The organism is Bradyrhizobium sp. 1 (assembly GCF_023073315.1).
In the GTDB taxonomy this organism is placed as follows: domain Bacteria; phylum Pseudomonadota; class Alphaproteobacteria; order Rhizobiales; family Xanthobacteraceae; genus Bradyrhizobium.
Map to the genome: position 1 here is coordinate 883,098 of NZ_JADPJH010000033.1, position 14,706 is coordinate 897,803.

General features: G+C 63.6%; 15 protein-coding genes. 6 read left to right on the plus strand and 9 right to left on the minus strand.

Annotated features, from left to right (window positions below; genetic code table 11):
• Positions 1-4: 4 nt before the first annotated feature.
• The 4 genes from IVB29_RS29275 to grxD are packed head-to-tail and all read right to left on the minus strand — an operon-like array spanning position 5 to position 3,483.
• Positions 5-1,267, minus strand: coding sequence for a serine hydrolase domain-containing protein (locus IVB29_RS29275; protein ID WP_247506852.1), 1,263 nt, complete (start codon positions 1,265-1,267; stop codon positions 5-7).
• 1 nt (position 1,268) lies between these two features.
• Positions 1,269-2,555 carry a serine hydrolase domain-containing protein gene (locus IVB29_RS29280; protein WP_247506853.1) on the minus strand — a complete coding sequence of 429 codons (1,287 nt, stop codon included), beginning with the start codon at positions 2,553-2,555 and terminating at the stop codon, positions 1,269-1,271.
• 46 nt (positions 2,556-2,601) lie between these two features.
• A complete protein-coding gene (locus IVB29_RS29285) occupies positions 2,602-3,153 on the minus strand; it encodes an O-acetyl-ADP-ribose deacetylase (protein WP_247506854.1) in 552 nt (183 codons plus the stop codon).
• Positions 3,154-3,156: 3 nt separating this feature from the next.
• Entirely contained in the window at positions 3,157-3,483 is a 327-nt protein-coding gene (grxD, locus tag IVB29_RS29290) for a Grx4 family monothiol glutaredoxin (RefSeq protein ID WP_247506855.1), read from the minus strand.
• A gap of 240 nt (positions 3,484-3,723) precedes the next feature.
• Between grxD and egtB the strand changes: the two genes are divergently transcribed.
• Positions 3,724-5,022: an ergothioneine biosynthesis protein EgtB gene (gene egtB, locus IVB29_RS29295; protein ID WP_247506856.1), complete on the plus strand. Its 1,299-nt coding sequence runs from the start codon at positions 3,724-3,726 to the stop codon at positions 5,020-5,022.
• Positions 5,023-5,073: 51 nt separating this feature from the next.
• On the plus strand, positions 5,074-6,045 hold the full coding sequence (gene egtD, locus IVB29_RS29300; protein ID WP_247506857.1) for an L-histidine N(alpha)-methyltransferase: 972 nt from the start codon (positions 5,074-5,076) through the stop codon (positions 6,043-6,045).
• 13 nt (positions 6,046-6,058) lie between these two features.
• On the opposite strand, the gene IVB29_RS29305 is transcribed toward egtD, so the two are convergent.
• Positions 6,059-7,252 (minus strand): low temperature requirement protein A, encoded by a 1,194-nt coding sequence (locus IVB29_RS29305; RefSeq protein ID WP_247507010.1) that lies wholly within the window; start codon positions 7,250-7,252, stop codon positions 6,059-6,061.
• 41 nt (positions 7,253-7,293) lie between these two features.
• Entirely contained in the window at positions 7,294-7,530 is a 237-nt protein-coding gene (locus IVB29_RS29310) for a BolA family transcriptional regulator (RefSeq protein ID WP_008139419.1), read from the minus strand.
• A 207-nt stretch (positions 7,531-7,737) separates the two neighbouring features.
• On the opposite strand from IVB29_RS29310, the gene IVB29_RS29315 reads away from it, so the two are divergent.
• Positions 7,738-8,097, plus strand: a complete 360-nt coding sequence (locus IVB29_RS29315; RefSeq protein ID WP_247506858.1) for a DUF427 domain-containing protein — start codon at positions 7,738-7,740, stop codon at positions 8,095-8,097.
• A gap of 111 nt (positions 8,098-8,208) precedes the next feature.
• On the opposite strand, the gene IVB29_RS29320 is transcribed toward IVB29_RS29315, so the two are convergent.
• Entirely contained in the window at positions 8,209-8,382 is a 174-nt protein-coding gene (locus tag IVB29_RS29320; protein ID WP_008139417.1) for a DUF1328 domain-containing protein, read from the minus strand.
• 179 nt (positions 8,383-8,561) lie between these two features.
• Between IVB29_RS29320 and IVB29_RS29325 the strand changes: the two genes are divergently transcribed.
• Complete coding sequence (locus tag IVB29_RS29325; RefSeq protein WP_247506859.1) at positions 8,562-9,749, plus strand: acyltransferase; 1,188 nt, start codon at positions 8,562-8,564, stop codon at positions 9,747-9,749.
• Positions 9,750-9,893: 144 nt separating this feature from the next.
• Here IVB29_RS29325 and purL read toward each other — a convergent pair whose 3' ends face one another.
• Positions 9,894-12,104, minus strand: coding sequence for a phosphoribosylformylglycinamidine synthase subunit PurL (purL, locus tag IVB29_RS29330; protein WP_247506860.1), 2,211 nt, complete (start codon positions 12,102-12,104; stop codon positions 9,894-9,896).
• 183 nt (positions 12,105-12,287) lie between these two features.
• Here purL and IVB29_RS29335 point away from each other — a divergent pair, with 183 nt between their 5' ends.
• Together IVB29_RS29335 and IVB29_RS29340 are read left to right on the plus strand one after the other, a co-directional pair.
• Positions 12,288-12,767, plus strand: a complete 480-nt coding sequence (locus IVB29_RS29335) for a PaaI family thioesterase (protein ID WP_247506861.1) — start codon at positions 12,288-12,290, stop codon at positions 12,765-12,767.
• Between the two features lie 74 nt (positions 12,768-12,841).
• The gene (locus IVB29_RS29340; protein WP_247506862.1) at positions 12,842-13,810 is read left to right on the plus strand and encodes a DMT family transporter; all 969 of its coding nucleotides are present in this window, start codon (positions 12,842-12,844) and stop codon (positions 13,808-13,810) included.
• Between the two features lies 1 nt (position 13,811).
• On the opposite strand, the gene IVB29_RS29345 is transcribed toward IVB29_RS29340, so the two are convergent.
• Positions 13,812-14,549, minus strand: coding sequence for a tetratricopeptide repeat protein (locus tag IVB29_RS29345; RefSeq protein ID WP_247506863.1), 738 nt, complete (start codon positions 14,547-14,549; stop codon positions 13,812-13,814).
• Positions 14,550-14,706: the final 157 nt, after the last annotated feature.

Genomic DNA, 14,706 nt, shown 5'->3' on the forward strand with positions numbered 1-14,706 from the left:
AAATCTACCGCCCCATCGCCTGATAGATCAGCGTCTTCAGCGCGAGCTGAATCCGGCCGCGCTGCGACGGGGTCTGCACCATGAAAATCCCGAACAGATCGTCTTCGGGATCGATGAAGAAGAACGTGCCGCCGACGCCGTCCCAGCGATATTCGCCAAGCGGCCATGAAGTCCCTGAAGGCACCGAGGTGCGCACGGCGAAGCCGAGGCCGAAGCCGCTGGTCCCGCCCGGATAATAATTCTGGTCGCGCGCGATCTTGGTCTCGGGACCAATGTGATCCGACGCCATCATCGCGATGGTCTCGGGCTTGAGATAGCGCCGGCCCTCATATGTGCCACCGTTGAGCAGCATTTGTGAGAAGCGCGCATAGTCGCTGACCGTGCCGACCATGCCGCCACCACCCGATTCCCATTTCAATGGTTTCCTGGGATCGCGGACCTGCGTCATCGGACTGATCGCGCGATCAGCCGGCATCGGCTCGGCGATGCGCGGCCATTTGGCGGGATCGGCCACGTAGTATGCGGTATCCGTCATTCCGAGAGGATCAAGCAGCCGCTCCTTCTCGAACTGGAGCAGCGTCTTCCCCGAGATCACCTCGATGATGCGGCCGAGCACGTCGGTGGAATGGCCGTAATCCCAGATCGTGCCGGGCTGTTCGGCGAGCGGCAGCGCCGCGATCTTCGCGACGAGTTCGGCATTGGTCAAAGCCTTGTTGTCGAACAGACCCGCGTCGGCATAGACCTTGTTCACCAGGCTCCCGCCATAATAGCCGTAGGGCAGTCCGGCGGTGTGGCGCATCAGATCCTTGATCGTGACGGGGCGATTGAGCGGCTCCAGCGCCAACGAAACCTTGCCGTCCTCCGCCTTCTTCTCGACGCCGACCTTCATCTCGCCAAAGGCCGGAATGTACTTTGCGACGGGATCGTCGAGCGAGAGCTTGCCCTCCTCGACCAGCATCATCGCCATGACTGTCGTGATCGGCTTCGACATCGAATAGAGACGAAAGATCGTATCCGTGCTCATCGAAATTTCGGTCGCGACGTCGCGGACGCCGAAATTCTCGTAATAGACCGGCTTGCCGTGCTGCTGAAGCAGCAGGATCGCGCCCGGAAACGTGCCGGCCACGATCTCGTTCCGGATGTAGTCGGAAACCTTTGCGAGGCCCTCGGGCGAGAGATTGTGCGTGGTGCGCTCGGAGCCTGCCTTCGCACCCACGACGCCGAACAGAACAACAAGCGCCGCGATCAGTGCGCGGCGCCCGTTCATGTCACTTTTCCATAGCTTCATAAACCAACTGCTTCAATGTCCGCTGCACGCGCTGGCGCTCGGTCGGGGTCTGCTCCAGCAGGACAAAGAACATGTCCTGCTTCGGGTCGATCACGAAATAGCAGCCGGAGGCGCCGTCCCACTTCAATTCCCCGAGATCACCGGGCGGCGGCGGTTTTGCGTTGCCGGGGTCGGTGCGAACCGCAAGGCCAAGGCCGAAGCCAAAGCCGTCGCCGGGGAAGTAGAAATAGTCGCGATCGACGCCGGACTTCGGACCGATCTGGTCGGTCACCATCAGCTTGAACGTTTCGGGCTTGAGGATGGTCTTGCCGTCGAGCGAACCGCCGTTGAGCAGCATCTGCGCAAAGCGCTCGTAGTCCGCCATGGTCGAGACCATGCCGCCAGAGGCCGACTGCCATTTCTTGACAACGGTCGGATCGTTGATCCGGCCGACGCGGAAATCGCTGTCGTTCGGCACCGGCTGCGCGAGAAGCTTTTGTTTCTCGGGGTCGGTAACGAGGAAGCCGGTGTCGACCATGCCGAGCGGACCGAGCAGCTTCTCCCGCTCGATGTCCAGCAGCGGCTTGCCGGCCGCGACTTCCATGACGCGCGCCAAAATGTCGGTGGAATGGCCGTATTGCCAGAGCGCGCCGGGCTGATTGTGCAGCGGCAGTTTGGCGATGCGCTCCGCGAACTCGGCGAGGTCGAAATCGCCGTCGTAAATCTTGGCGTCACGATAGGCCTTGCGGACAAGACTCTCGCCGTAGAAGCCATAGGTGACGCCTGAGGTGTGCGTCATCAGATCGTGCACCGTCATCGGCCGGTTTTGCGGCACCAGCTCGAGCGACTTGGTGCCGTCGTCGGCCTTCTTCTCGACGCCGACCTTCAAATTGGCGAAGGACGGAATGTATTTCGAGACGGGATCATCGAGCTTGATCGTGCCGTCCTCGACCAGCTTCATCGCGACCACCGAGGTGATCGCCTTGGTCATCGAGAACAGACGGAAGATCGTCTTGTCGGTGATCGGCGCCTTGCTGGCGACGTCCTGCACGCCGAAGGCTTCGCGGAAGACCGGCTTGCCATGCTGCTTGATCAGCACGGTTGCGCCGGAGATCTTGCCGGTCGCGACCTCGTTCTTGAAGAACTCGCTGATCTTGGCGAGCTTCTCCTGATTGAAATGCGCGCCGGCGGGAATCTCGTAAGTGCCCTCCGCGCGCGCGAGCGACATCGCGCCGAGCGAAACGAGCGCGCCGCAGACCAGCGCACGCAGTCCAGACTGTAAAATCATATCCCCTCCCCGGAACATGGGCGGGCGGAGTGTACTGGCCGCGCCATCAGGCACAAGGGTTGCCGTAGCGCGCCAAAACGTCCGTGTGGAGAGCGGCGCTTGCCTCGGAGAAGCAACAAAATATGACATGCGCGACCAGCGGCGCGGCCGGCAGGGCTTCCATGGTCGCATTGATCGCGATCTTCGCGGCCCGGTCGGCCGGGAAACGGAAAATGCCGGTCGAAATCGCGGGGAATGCTACCGAGGTCAGCTTGTGCTTGCCGCACAGCTCGATCGAACGGCGATAGCAGGAGGCGAGCAGATCGTCCTCGCCGAGCGTACCGCCGTTCCAGACAGGTCCGACGGTGTGGATCACATGCGCGGCCTTGAGCCGATAGCCTTTGGTGATCTTGGCATCGCCCGTCTTGCAGCCGTGAAGCATACGGCACTCGGCGACGAGATCAGGCCCAGCAGCCCGATGGATCGCACCGTCCACGCCGCCCCCGCCAAGGAGCGACGTGTTGGCCGCGTTGACGATGGCGTCAACGCTCAGCGTGGTGATGTCAGCAACGACGACCTCAAGCCTGGCGCCGCCAATGCGGCGCGACAGCGAGGTCATGCGTCAGGCCGCGACGGCGACGCCCTTCTCGGAGAGAAGCTGCTGCAATTCGCCGGCCTGGAACATCTCGCGGATGATATCGCAGCCGCCGACGAACTCGCCCTTCACATAGAGCTGCGGAATGGTCGGCCAGTTCGAAAAGGTCTTGATGCCGTCGCGGAGCTCGGCGGATTCGAGAACGTTGAGGCCCTTATAGCCGACGCCGATGTGGTCGAGGATCTGGACGACCTGGCCGGAGAAACCGCACTGCGGAAACTGCGGCGTGCCCTTCATGAACAGAACCACGTCGTTCGACTTGACTTCGTTGGCGATGAATTCCGCGATGCTCATATCCGTGTCCTTCTGGGGCGGAGCCCCCAACAATTGGTTCGGGCCGGCTCAGCCGATCTAACCCGATCCTTCCCTATATATGTAGCCCAAACCGTTGTGCATCCAAAGTAAAATGGCGGCGAACAGCCCCAGAATGAGCGGTCCAGAGGGCGCCGGGCTCATTGCATGATGCCACGAATATCATCGCCGGGGAGGACTTTCATACCGTAACGGAGCCCCTATCTAGGACAAACCCCGGTTTTGGAACCGGGCAACGCCAACAACGTTCTCTTGTCCTGTCTGGAGAAAAACGTGACGAAACAAGCCTCCGCTACGGCCAGTCCGCCGCTTTCGTCACCGCCTTTTGACCGGGGCAACCTCGCCCGGCGGCTGGAGGACGCCTTTGTCACCGTCCGCAACGAGACCGAACGTCGGGCCGCGCCGCTCTCGCCCGAGGACCAGCAGATCCAGTCCATGCCGGACGCGAGCCCTGCGAAATGGCACCGGGCCCACACCACCTGGTTCTGGGAGCAATTTTTGCTTGGCGAGCATGCGCCGGGCTACCGGCCCTTCCACCCCGATTTCGCGTTCCTGTTCAATTCCTATTACGTCAGCGCGGGCCCTCGTCATGCCCGCAATCATCGCGGTGACATCACCCGTCCCGGCGCCAACGAGGTCGGGGCCTATCGCAGCCATGTCGATGCGGCCGTCGTCAAATTCTTCCGCGAAACCAGCGAAGACAAGCTCCAGGCCCTGGCACCGCTGGTCGAGGTCGGGCTCAATCACGAGCAGCAGCATCAGGAATTGATGTTCACCGACATCCTGCACGCCTTCGCGCAGAACCCGGTCTATCCGGCTTACGACCGGGACTGGCGCTTTCCGTCCGCGACGCGCACCGGTGACGACTGGCTGATGCTCAACGAAGGCATCCACACCGTCGGCCATGTCGACGACAGTTTTCATTTCGACAACGAGAAGCCGGCGCATCGCGCGCTCGTCGGCCCCGTCAAGGTCGCCCGCAATCTCGTCACCAACGCCGAATGGCTCGCCTTCATGCGCGACGGCGGCTACGCAAAAGCAACGCTCTGGCTGATGGACGGCTTTGCCGCCGCCAGCAAGGAAGACTGGCAAGCCCCAGGCCATTGGCGCGAGGTCGACGGCGCATGGCAGGTGATGACGCTCGCAGGCCTGAAGCCCGTCGATCCGGACGCACCGGTCTGCCACATCAGCTATTACGAAGCCGACGCCTTCGCGCGCTGGACCGGGAAACATCTGCCGACCGAGACGGAATGGGAGGTCGCGGCACGCGCGGGCGCGCTCAACGACGCCTTCGGCATCGTCTGGCAGTGGACCCGCAGCTCGTACTCACCCTACCCCGGCTACCGCGCCATCGAAGGCGCGCTCGGCGAATACAACGGCAAGTTCATGATCAACCAGCTGGTGCTGCGAGGCTCCTCGCTTGCAACTCCTGACGACCACAGCCGTATTACCTATCGCAACTTCTTCTATCCGCACCATCGCTGGCAGTTCACCGGACTGCGGCTCGCAGATTACGTCTAGTCTTTAATCCGACGACAGATGCGCGCCGGACAGCGCGTTCAGGAGAGTATCATGAATGTGCACGCCAGCGCTTTGGCCGAAGCCCATCTTCCCGACGAGCAGACCACCGCCTTCGCCCGCGAGGCCATCGAGGACCTCTCGCAGCAGCCGAAAAAGCTGTCGCCGAAATACTTTTACGACGCGACAGGGTCGGAGCTGTTCGAGGCCATCACGAAGCTGCCGGAATATTATCCGACGCGCACCGAGCTATCGATCCTGAAGGAACGCGGCAGCGAGATCGCAAAGATCATTCCGGAGCATGCGGCGCTGGTCGAGTTCGGCGCGGGTGCAACCACGAAGGTCCGCCTGCTGCTCAACCAGTGCAAGTTCGCGGCCTATGTGCCCGTCGATATCTCCGGCGATTTCCTGAAAGCGCAGGCGAACGGCCTGAAGCGGGATTTTCCCTCGCTCGGTATCTATCCGGTGGCCGCCGACTTCACCACGCCATTCGAGCTGCCCAAGGCGGTCGCGTCGATGCCCAAGGTGGGCTTCTTCCCGGGCTCGACCATCGGCAATTTCGAACCGCATGAAGCCCAGGCCTTCCTGAGGAGCGCACGCGAGATCCTCGGCCGGGGCGCGCAGATGATCATCGGCGCGGATCTCGAGAAGGACGAGCGCGTGCTCCACGACGCCTACAACGATGCCGCCGGCGTCACCGCGCGCTTCAACCTCAATGTTCTCGTGCGGATCAACCGCGAGCTCGGCGGCAATTTCGACCTGTCCGCCTTCACCCATGGCGCGATCTACAATCGCGAGCGGCACCGCATCGAGATGCACCTGATCAGCAAGAAGAACCAGACGGTGCGCCTGCTCGGCACCAGCTTCTCGTTCCGCCCGGGCGAGAGCATCCACACCGAGAACAGCTATAAATACAGCATCGAACGTTTCGCCACGCTGGCGCAGGGCGCCGGCTGGCGGGTGCGCGAGAGCTGGACCGATGCGGCGAAGATGTTCTCGGTGCATGCGCTGGAGGTGGCGGAGTAAGCGCTTCGGAAGTTCAGTGCTCCGCGGCCTCCTCCACCTTTGACCCCAGCGACAGCGACTCCCACACCGCCACGACGATCATGATCACGGTCGTCGCGACCGACAGCCAGAGCGGCGAGAGATCGGCGGCGAACCACCACAGCATCAGCAGCAGGATGATGCCGATACCGTGCGAGAGCTGGAGGAAGCCGCGGATCGCGTGCTTGAACAGAATGGTGCCGACCAGGAATACCAGGGGCCCGCCGATCGTGCTGACGATGGTCCTGATATCGGAATGTCCGGTCGGGTGCTTCAGCACCAGTTCGTCCGCGACCGCGGTCAGGATGATGCCGGCGATGATCGGCATGTGCAGATAGGTGTAGGCGAGCCGCGCCAGCCGGCCGGATTCTGCGGATTTCGAGATCGTTTCGGAGCCGGCCTCGGCGCCCTTGTGGAAATACACCCACCACATCGCGATGGCTCCGACCAGTGCCGAGACGAAGGCCAGGATGTTGTCCGCGGTCCACTCCAGCTCGGCGAAGGTCGCGCCGTTGACGACGACGGCCTCGCCGAGCGCGATGATGATGAAGAGTGAGCAGCGCTCGGCCATGTGGCCGCCTTCGACGGCCCAGGCCTCGACCGACGAGAAACCCAGCTTCGGGACCCAGAAGCGGACCGACGGCGAGACATATTCGATCGTCAGCGCCACGATCCAGAACCACAGCCGCGCCTCATCATGCGCGAGGCCGCCGACGATCCAGAAGATCGCGGAGCCGCACAGCCAGACCAGGATGCGGATCGCATTGTGCCGGACCGCGGTCCGGTGACGCGGGGTCGCAAACAGCCAGAACGCGGTGCGTCCGACCTGCATGGTCGCGTAGGCGATCGCAAACCAGAGGCCACGGCCGTCGAAGGCGGTCGGGATCGTCGTGGACAGCACGAGGCCGCCGAGCATCATCAGGAAGATCAGGATGCGGACCGGCGTCAGTTCGGGATTGAGCCAGTTGGTGACCCAGGCGGTATAGACCCACACCCACCACACCGCCAGAAACAGCAGCGTGACCTCGACCGCGCCGAGCGGCGTGAAATGGTGCAGCAGCGTGTGTGACACCTGTGTCACCGCAAAGACGAAGACGAGATCGAAGAACAGCTCGACGTTTGTGACCCGGCTGTGCTGGTTCGGCAGGATGACGCGGAACATCGCGCCGCGTGGATTGTCCGCAGCCATCATCGTGCCCCGTCGCGCTGGTCAGGTCGGGTGCAACTTCGTCAAGTGCCGGGTACGCCGGTTTGCAGCGCCAGCGCGTGCAGCACGCCGCCCATCTGGCCTTGCAGCGACTGATAGACGATCTGGTGCTGCTGGACGCGGGACTTGCCGCGGAAGGATTCCGAGATCACGGTCGCGGCATAGTGATCGCCGTCACCGGCGAGGTCACGGATGGTCACCTCGGCATCGGGGATCGCTGCCTTGATCATCGCCTCGATATCGTGGGCGTCCATGGGCATTCGGGTCGTGCTCCTGTCTCGTCTTTCGGTCTCGGCTTCGAATCGCTTGCCGGGGTCCGGATCGGTAAAGCCAAACTTGCCGGCAGGGCCAAACTTAGCGTGAACGGCCTTCTACGTCACGCCTTCAGGCACTATATGCCTGATCCCATCCGGATAAAGGCACGACAAAGTGCCGCGCGCGGCAGATGATCGAAAAGGCGTGAACTCATGAAGCTCCCAGGGCCCGACCACCCCATCACCATCACCCAAAACCCCCGCCGCGTCCGCGTCACGGCCGGCGACGTCGTGATCGCCGAGAGCAGCAAGGCGCTGGTCTTGAAGGAGGCCAAATATCCGGCGGTGCAATATGTGCCACGGGAGGACGCCAACATGGCGCTGCTGGAGCGCACCGAACGCGTCACCCACTGCCCGTACAAGGGCGACGCGAGCTATTACAGCGTCAAGGCCGACGGCAAGACGCTCGACAACGCGATCTGGACCTATGAGGCGCCCTTCCCCGCGATGACGGAGATTTCCGGTCATCTCGCCTTTTATCCGGACAAGGTGAAGATCGAGGAAGTGGGGTAGCCCCCGCTATACGTCGCCGTCATGGCCGGGCCTCGTCCCGGCCATCCACGTTCTTTGCCACTGCCCGGGACAAGCCCGGCATGACGGCTGAGTGCGTGGCAAGCAGTCCGGCTACGCCCTGAAGATCGTGAGCCCGAGCACCAGCAGCACCAGGAAGATCACGACGAAGACGTAGAACAGGAAGCGGGCAATATCGGCGGAGGCGGCCGAGATGCCGGTGAAGCCGAGCACGCCCGCCACGATCGAGATCAGCAGGAAGATCAGCGCCCATTTCAGGATCGTCATCGCCAACTCCGATCTAAGGGCGCGCCTTACGGCCCTCAACCTTTACGTGGACCCTAACTACGCTGCACGGAACTGGTTCCTGACGCGCTGCGCGGGCGATGCGCGGCACAAACTGCGCTTGCTGAATCCGGTTCCCGGCGGCACAGTCCGCCCGGGACAGGAGCGCAACCGGGGCGGCCATGATCACGATGTCACATTCCGCGGCGATCGGTGCAGAGGCGCATGCCGCGCCGAAGGCCAAGGCGCGCAACGTCTCGCTCGATCGCGCCCGCACCTTGCTGACGCTGGTGGTGCTGCTGCATCACGCCGTGATTCCCTACACCTATTTCGGTCACACCGATCCGGCCTCCTGGATCGGCTTCGACATCGTCGTGCTCGCCACCGACAGCTTCTTCATGGCGATGTTCTTCTTCCTGTCGGGCCTGTTCACCTGGCCCGGCATCGCGCGCAAAGCGCCTTCAGTTTTCCTGCGCGATCGCCTGCTGCGGCTCGGGCTGCCGTTCGCGATCGCGGCGTTCACCGTTATTCCGCTCGCCTATTACGCGATCGCGCTGCGGGCCGATCCCGAGCTGACCTTCGCCGCGTTCTGGTGGAAGACGATTACCGTTGGCCCATGGCCGAGCGGCCCGATCTGGTTCGTGTGGGTGCTGCTGGCCTTCGACCTGACCGCAAGCCTGCTCTACCGGGTCTCTGCGCATCTGGTCGATCCCGGCAACCGCGTCTCGCTGCGCGGATTTGAGCAGCCGTTCGTCTTCTGGCTGATGGTCGCTATTGTCTCGATCATCGCCTACGTACCGGCGCTGATTTATTTCGGCGGCAGCAGATGGTTCGAGTTCGGGCCGTTCTCGGTGCAGGCGAGCCGCATCCTGCTTTACTTCGCCTATTTCTTCATCGGCGTCAGCGTCGGTGCTGCGAATTTCGATCGCGGCATTCTCAGCGCCGACGGCCAGCTGCCGAAAAGCCGCTGGCTATGGGTGATCGCCACGCTGATCCCGTACTGCCTGATGTGGGTGATGATCTACATCAAGCGCGAAGTTTTGGGCAATCCAGACCCGCAGCCGCACTGGTACCAAGCGATCTACGGCACGTTCTTCGTGCTGTTCTCGGCCGGAATCCTGCTCGCGATCCTCGCTTTCTTCCTGCATTCGAAGGCGCCGGGCCCGAACCTGCTCGACCGCATGCAGGCGGACGCCTACGGCATGTTCCTGGTGCACTATCCGATCGCGCTGTGGATCCAGTACGCGCTGTTCGACACCAGCCTGCCGGCGATCGTGAAAGCGGCGATAGGCTTCGTGCTCACGGTGATGCTGAGCTGGGGCCTGACGGCGGGCTTACGGAAGATTCCGGGGGCCTCGCACGTGCTGTGAGGCCGAGGTCTCTCAACGCGTCATTGCGAGGAGCTCGCGACAAAATTGCGAAGCAATTTTGCGCTGATGCGACGAAGCAATCCAGAGTCCCTCCGCAGAAAGACTGGATTGCTTCGCTACGCTCGCAATGACGGAGAAAGCAGCTTACGCCGCCTTCCCGCCCATATACTCCGGCAGCCAGCGCTCGAACGATTTCCGCAAGCTGTCGATCGCAACCGGTGCCTCGCCCGCGATCGCGATCGTGTCGCCACCTGTGGTGCCGATCCGCACGCAAGGTACCTCGCAGCCGCGCATTTTTGCGAGCACGCGGCCGGCTTCGGTTTCCGGCACGGTGACGAGATAGCGCGCCTGATCCTCGCCGAACCAGTAGGCCTGCGAGACAAGCGAAGTCGGCGCCGCCAGCAGCTTTGCGCCGATGCCGCTCGCCATCGCCATCTCGGCGAGCGCGATCAGCAGGCCGCCATCCGAGAGGTCGTGCACGGCGGTCGCGGTGCCCGCATGGATCATGCCGCGCACGCAATCGCCGTTGCGCTTCTCGGCAGCGAGATCGACCGGCGGCGGCGCGCCCTCCTCGCGACCGCAGATGTCGCGCAGATAAACGGACTGGCCGAGCCAGCCATGGGTGTCGCCAATCAAGAGAATCGCCTCGCCCTCGGCCTTGAAGGCTAGCGACGCCGACTTGGTGAAATCGTCGAGCAGGCCGACACCTCCGATCGACGGTGTGGGGAGGATCGCGCGGCCGTTGGTCTCGTTGTAGAGCGAGACGTTGCCGGAGACGACCGGGAAGTCGAGCGTGCGGCAGGCCTCCGAGATGCCCTTCAGGCAGCCGACGAACTGGCCCATGATCTCGGGCCGCTCAGGGTTGCCGAAATTGAGATTGTCGGTGATCGCGAGCGGCCTGCCGCCGACCGCCGTGATGTTGCGCCAGGCCTCCGCCACCGCCTGCATGCCGCCTTGATAAGGATCGGCCTCGCAATAGCGCGGCGTGACGTCGACGGTCAGCGCCAGCCCCTTCGGCCCGTCCTGCACACGCACCACGGCGGCATCGCCGCCCGGGCGCTGCATGGTGTTGCCAAGGATGACGTGGTCATACTGCTCCCAGACCCAGCGCTTGCTGCACATGTCGGGCGTGCCGATCAGCTTCTCCAGCGCGGCACCGAGGCCCATCGGCGCCGGCACCTCGCGCGCATGCACGACCGGCAGCGCCGCGGAGGGGACATGCGGGCGGTCATAGAGCGGCGCCTCGTCGCCGAGCTCCTTGATCGGCAGATCGGCCATGACGTCGCCGCCATGCTTGACCACGAAGCGCTTGCTCGGCGTGGTGTAGCCGACCACGGCGAAGTCGAGCCCCCACTTCTTGAAGATCGCCTCGGCTTCCTTTTCCTTCTCGGGCTTGAGCACCATGAGCATGCGCTCCTGGCTCTCCGAGAGCATCATCTCGTAGGCGCTCATGCCGGTCTCGCGGGTCGGCACCGCATCGAGATCGAGATCGACACCGAGGTCGCCCTTGGCTCCCATCTCGACCGCCGAACAGGTGAGCCCCGCCGCGCCCATGTCCTGGATCGCGATGACGCAATCGGCTTCCATGATCTCCAGGCAGGCCTCGAGCAGCAGTTTTTCGGCGAAGGGATCGCCGACCTGCACGGTCGGGCGCTTCTCCTCGGACTTGTCGTCGAATTCGGCGGACGCCATCGAGGCGCCATGGATGCCGTCGCGGCCGGTCTTGGAGCCCAAATAGACGATCGGCATGTTTACGCCGGAGGCCGCCGCATAGAAGATCTTGTCGGTGTCGGCGAGACCCACCGCCATCGCGTTGACGAGGATGTTGCCGTCATAGCGGGTGTGGAAGCGGACCTGGCCACCGACCGTCGGCACGCCGAAGGAATTGCCATAGCCGCCAACGCCGGCGACGACGCCGGACACGAGATGCCGCGTCCTGGCATGCTCGGGCGCGCCAAAGCTCAGCGCATTGAGGCAGGCGATCGGGCGCGCGCCCATGGTGAACACGTCGCGCAAGATGCCGCCGACGCCTGTGGTCGCGCCCTGATAGGGCTCGATGTAGCTCGGGTGGTTGTGGCTCTCCATCTTGAAGACCACCGCCTGGCCGTCGCCGATGTCGATCACGCCGGCATTCTCGCCCGGGCCCTGGATCACCCAGGGCGCCTTGGTCGGCAACCCCTTCAGATGGAGGCGCGAGGATTTGTACGAGCAGTGCTCGTTCCACATCGCCGAGAAGATGCCGAGCTCGGTGAAGGTCGGCTCCCGCCCGATCAGCTTCAGGATGCGCTCGTACTCATCGGGCTTGAGCCCGTGGGCGGCGATCAGCTCGGGGGTGATCTTGGGTTCGTTCTTCATGGATTCGAAGCTTTCGGCGGGGTTTGGCCGTTCTTAGGAACATCGGGGGCTCACGAAAAGCCCTTTATGGCGCATTTTCCCGCTGTCCCACGTTTTGCGGCAGGACGGTGCGGGAACAGGAATTGCAACGCGCTGACGGATCGGATTTAAGGGCTAAAGACCCGTAATTGAAGGCCCATCTCCTTGCACGAATTGACCAAAGCGGCCGCTTCCCCCCGCCCCGAGCTGCATGTCGCGACCGAGGGCGAATTCGAGGGCTGGCAGACCTGGATCCGCGACAGCTTTGAGAACCATATCGGCCCCTTCTGGCACCGCCTGGAGGCCGATGGCAGCGTCCGCTGCGCCTTCCGGGTTGAAAAGAAGCATTTGAACGGCTCCAGCAACGTCCATGGCGGCTGCTTCATGGCCTTCGCGGACTATTGCCTGTTCGCGATCGGCCGCCATGCGCTGCAGGGCCGGGGCGTGACGGTCAATTTCGCCTGCGAATTCCTCGATGCGGGACACGAGGGCGAGCTGATCGAATGCACCGGCGAGGTCACCCGCGCCGGCGGTTCGCTGATCTTCCTGCGCGGGCAGATGGCCGCCGGCGAGCGCCTTCTGTTCACCTTCTCCGGGACGATCAAGCGGGCGAAGCGGAAGCCGCTCCCTCAGCCAAACGCATAGCTCGACGCCTTCCCTTTTGCCGCCCCCTCACCCAGACTTGGCCAAGCGCGTTCGCGCCGGGGAGCAGAAACAAGGTGCCGCAGAGCACGTCGCCGACGGGCCGCAGCACAGCGGCCTCCGTGTCATCGCCATTGCCGTCCATGCCCGCCACCGGCGCGCGCAACTGGCGCGACTATGCGCTGCTGGTCGCGCTCGCCTGCTGCTGGAGCTCCACCTATCCGCTGGCCAAGCTTGCGCTCCCAACGATTCCGCCCATCACCTTCATCTCGGCGCGCTCGCTGATCGCGGCCGCCTTCCTGTTCGCGATCCTGTGGATGCGCGGCATTACGGTCCCGACCGACGCAAAAGCCTGGAAGCTGTTCGCGACCCAGCAACTGATCAACTCGACCTTCCCGTTCCTGATCATCACCTGGTCGCAGCTCTATGTGCCGGCCTCGAACACCGTGGTGCTGGCCTCGACGACGCCGATCTTCGCCTTCCTGATCACCTCGCTGATCACGCGCCACGAGCCCGCGACGCTGCTCAAGCTCGCCGGTGCGATCCTCGGCCTCGCCGGCACCATCGCCATCGTCGGCCTCGACGCGCTGCGTGGCTTCGGTAGCGAGATCATCGCGGAGATCGCGATCCTGCTCGCCACCATCTCCTTTGCCTGCGCGACGATCTTCGGCCTCAGGCTCTCCGAATACGATCCGATGGTGGTAGCGGCCGGCTCGCTCTTGTTCGGCGGCCTCATCCTGCTGCCGCCCGCGCTGATCATCGACCAGCCCTGGACGCTGCACCCGACACCCACCGCAATCATCGCCACCATCGTCATGGGCATCGTCTCCAGCGCGCTCGGCTTGATGCTGTTCTACGTCTGCCTCGGCCGCCTCGGCACGCTGACCACCAACGCGCAGGGCTATCTGCGCATCCCGATTGGCGTCGGGCTATCAGTGCTGCTGCTCGGCGAGAGCGTGCCCTCGAACCTGGCGCTGGGGCTGCTGCTGGTCATGGCGGGCGTTGCCGCGATGACGGTGCCGGCGGAAAAGTTCAAGCTGCGGTAGCTCAGGCCGAGATCTGCTTCTCCGCGATCGACAGCCAGTCGGCCTGTGCCTCGCGCAGATATTTCGGCGCGCGGCGCATCTGGATCAGGAGTTCGTTGAAGACCAAGCGCGCCTCGGCGGTGCGGCCGACCATTTGCAGCAACATGCCGTAGCGCACCCGCGCTTCGGCGCCCGGGAAGTAGCCGGCGACGGCGTGAAATTCCTCGAGCGCTTCGTCGAGACGTCCGACTTCGGCGAGCGCGCGGGCATAGAGCAGATGCGCATCGCCGGAGTCGAAATCCGGCCATTGCTTCTGGAGATCGTCCAGCGTCGCCAACGCATCTGCCGGACGCTTGGCGGAAAACTCGGCTTGCGCCTTGCCGAGCGCATAGGCGGGGTCCTGGCCCATCGGCAGGCTCAGGATATGACCGTAATGCTGCTCGGCTTCACCATGGCGGCCGACCTTCGCGCACTCCTCGGCCAGCGCCGCGCGGTTGGCAATGGTGTCGGTGCCGGCCAGCCGGTCGCACAGCTCGCGATAGCGTTTCTCGGGATCAAGCCGATTGGCGACACGCTGGCGCGCCTGCCGCGCACCAGGGCTGGAAAACCATTCCGGCACGAGCTCGACCGCGATATAGGCGAGCGCGCCGATCAGCGGCACCATCAGGATGATGAAGGCCCAGGGCTGCAACCGCCCGGTCCGCGAGGCGTGATAGATCAGCGTGATATCGAGCAGCAGAACGACCAAAGCGACGGGCATGTGACATCCACAACGACAGCGTACGTTTCCTGATATCGCAACTGGCGCGATGAGACAACTTTGAGTTGCTCATCTCGCAAAAATCAGCGATATCGAATGCGCACGCCTTGATGGCGACGAGGAGTCAGTCGTCTCGAACGCGATGCAGGTTCACGAG

Coding starts and splice junctions, on each gene's coding strand:
- egtD (WP_247506857.1), top strand. CDS start 5,074: ATGAATGTGCACGCCAGCGCTTTGGCCGAAGCCCATCTTCCCGACGAG.
- IVB29_RS29280 (WP_247506853.1), bottom strand. CDS start 2,555: ATGATTTTACAGTCTGGACTGCGTGCGCTGGTCTGCGGCGCGCTCGTT.
- IVB29_RS29345 (WP_247506863.1), bottom strand. CDS start 14,549: ATGCCCGTCGCTTTGGTCGTTCTGCTGCTCGATATCACGCTGATCTAT.
- IVB29_RS29315 (WP_247506858.1), top strand. CDS start 7,738: ATGAAGCTCCCAGGGCCCGACCACCCCATCACCATCACCCAAAACCCC.
- IVB29_RS29305 (WP_247507010.1), bottom strand. CDS start 7,252: ATGGCTGCGGACAATCCACGCGGCGCGATGTTCCGCGTCATCCTGCCG.
- IVB29_RS29310 (WP_008139419.1), bottom strand. CDS start 7,530: ATGCCCATGGACGCCCACGATATCGAGGCGATGATCAAGGCAGCGATC.
- IVB29_RS29285 (WP_247506854.1), bottom strand. CDS start 3,153: ATGACCTCGCTGTCGCGCCGCATTGGCGGCGCCAGGCTTGAGGTCGTC.
- IVB29_RS29275 (WP_247506852.1), bottom strand. CDS start 1,267: ATGAACGGGCGCCGCGCACTGATCGCGGCGCTTGTTGTTCTGTTCGGC.
- grxD (WP_247506855.1), bottom strand. CDS start 3,483: ATGAGCATCGCGGAATTCATCGCCAACGAAGTCAAGTCGAACGACGTG.
- IVB29_RS29325 (WP_247506859.1), top strand. CDS start 8,562: ATGATCACGATGTCACATTCCGCGGCGATCGGTGCAGAGGCGCATGCC.
- IVB29_RS29320 (WP_008139417.1), bottom strand. CDS start 8,382: ATGACGATCCTGAAATGGGCGCTGATCTTCCTGCTGATCTCGATCGTG.
- purL (WP_247506860.1), bottom strand. CDS start 12,104: ATGAAGAACGAACCCAAGATCACCCCCGAGCTGATCGCCGCCCACGGG.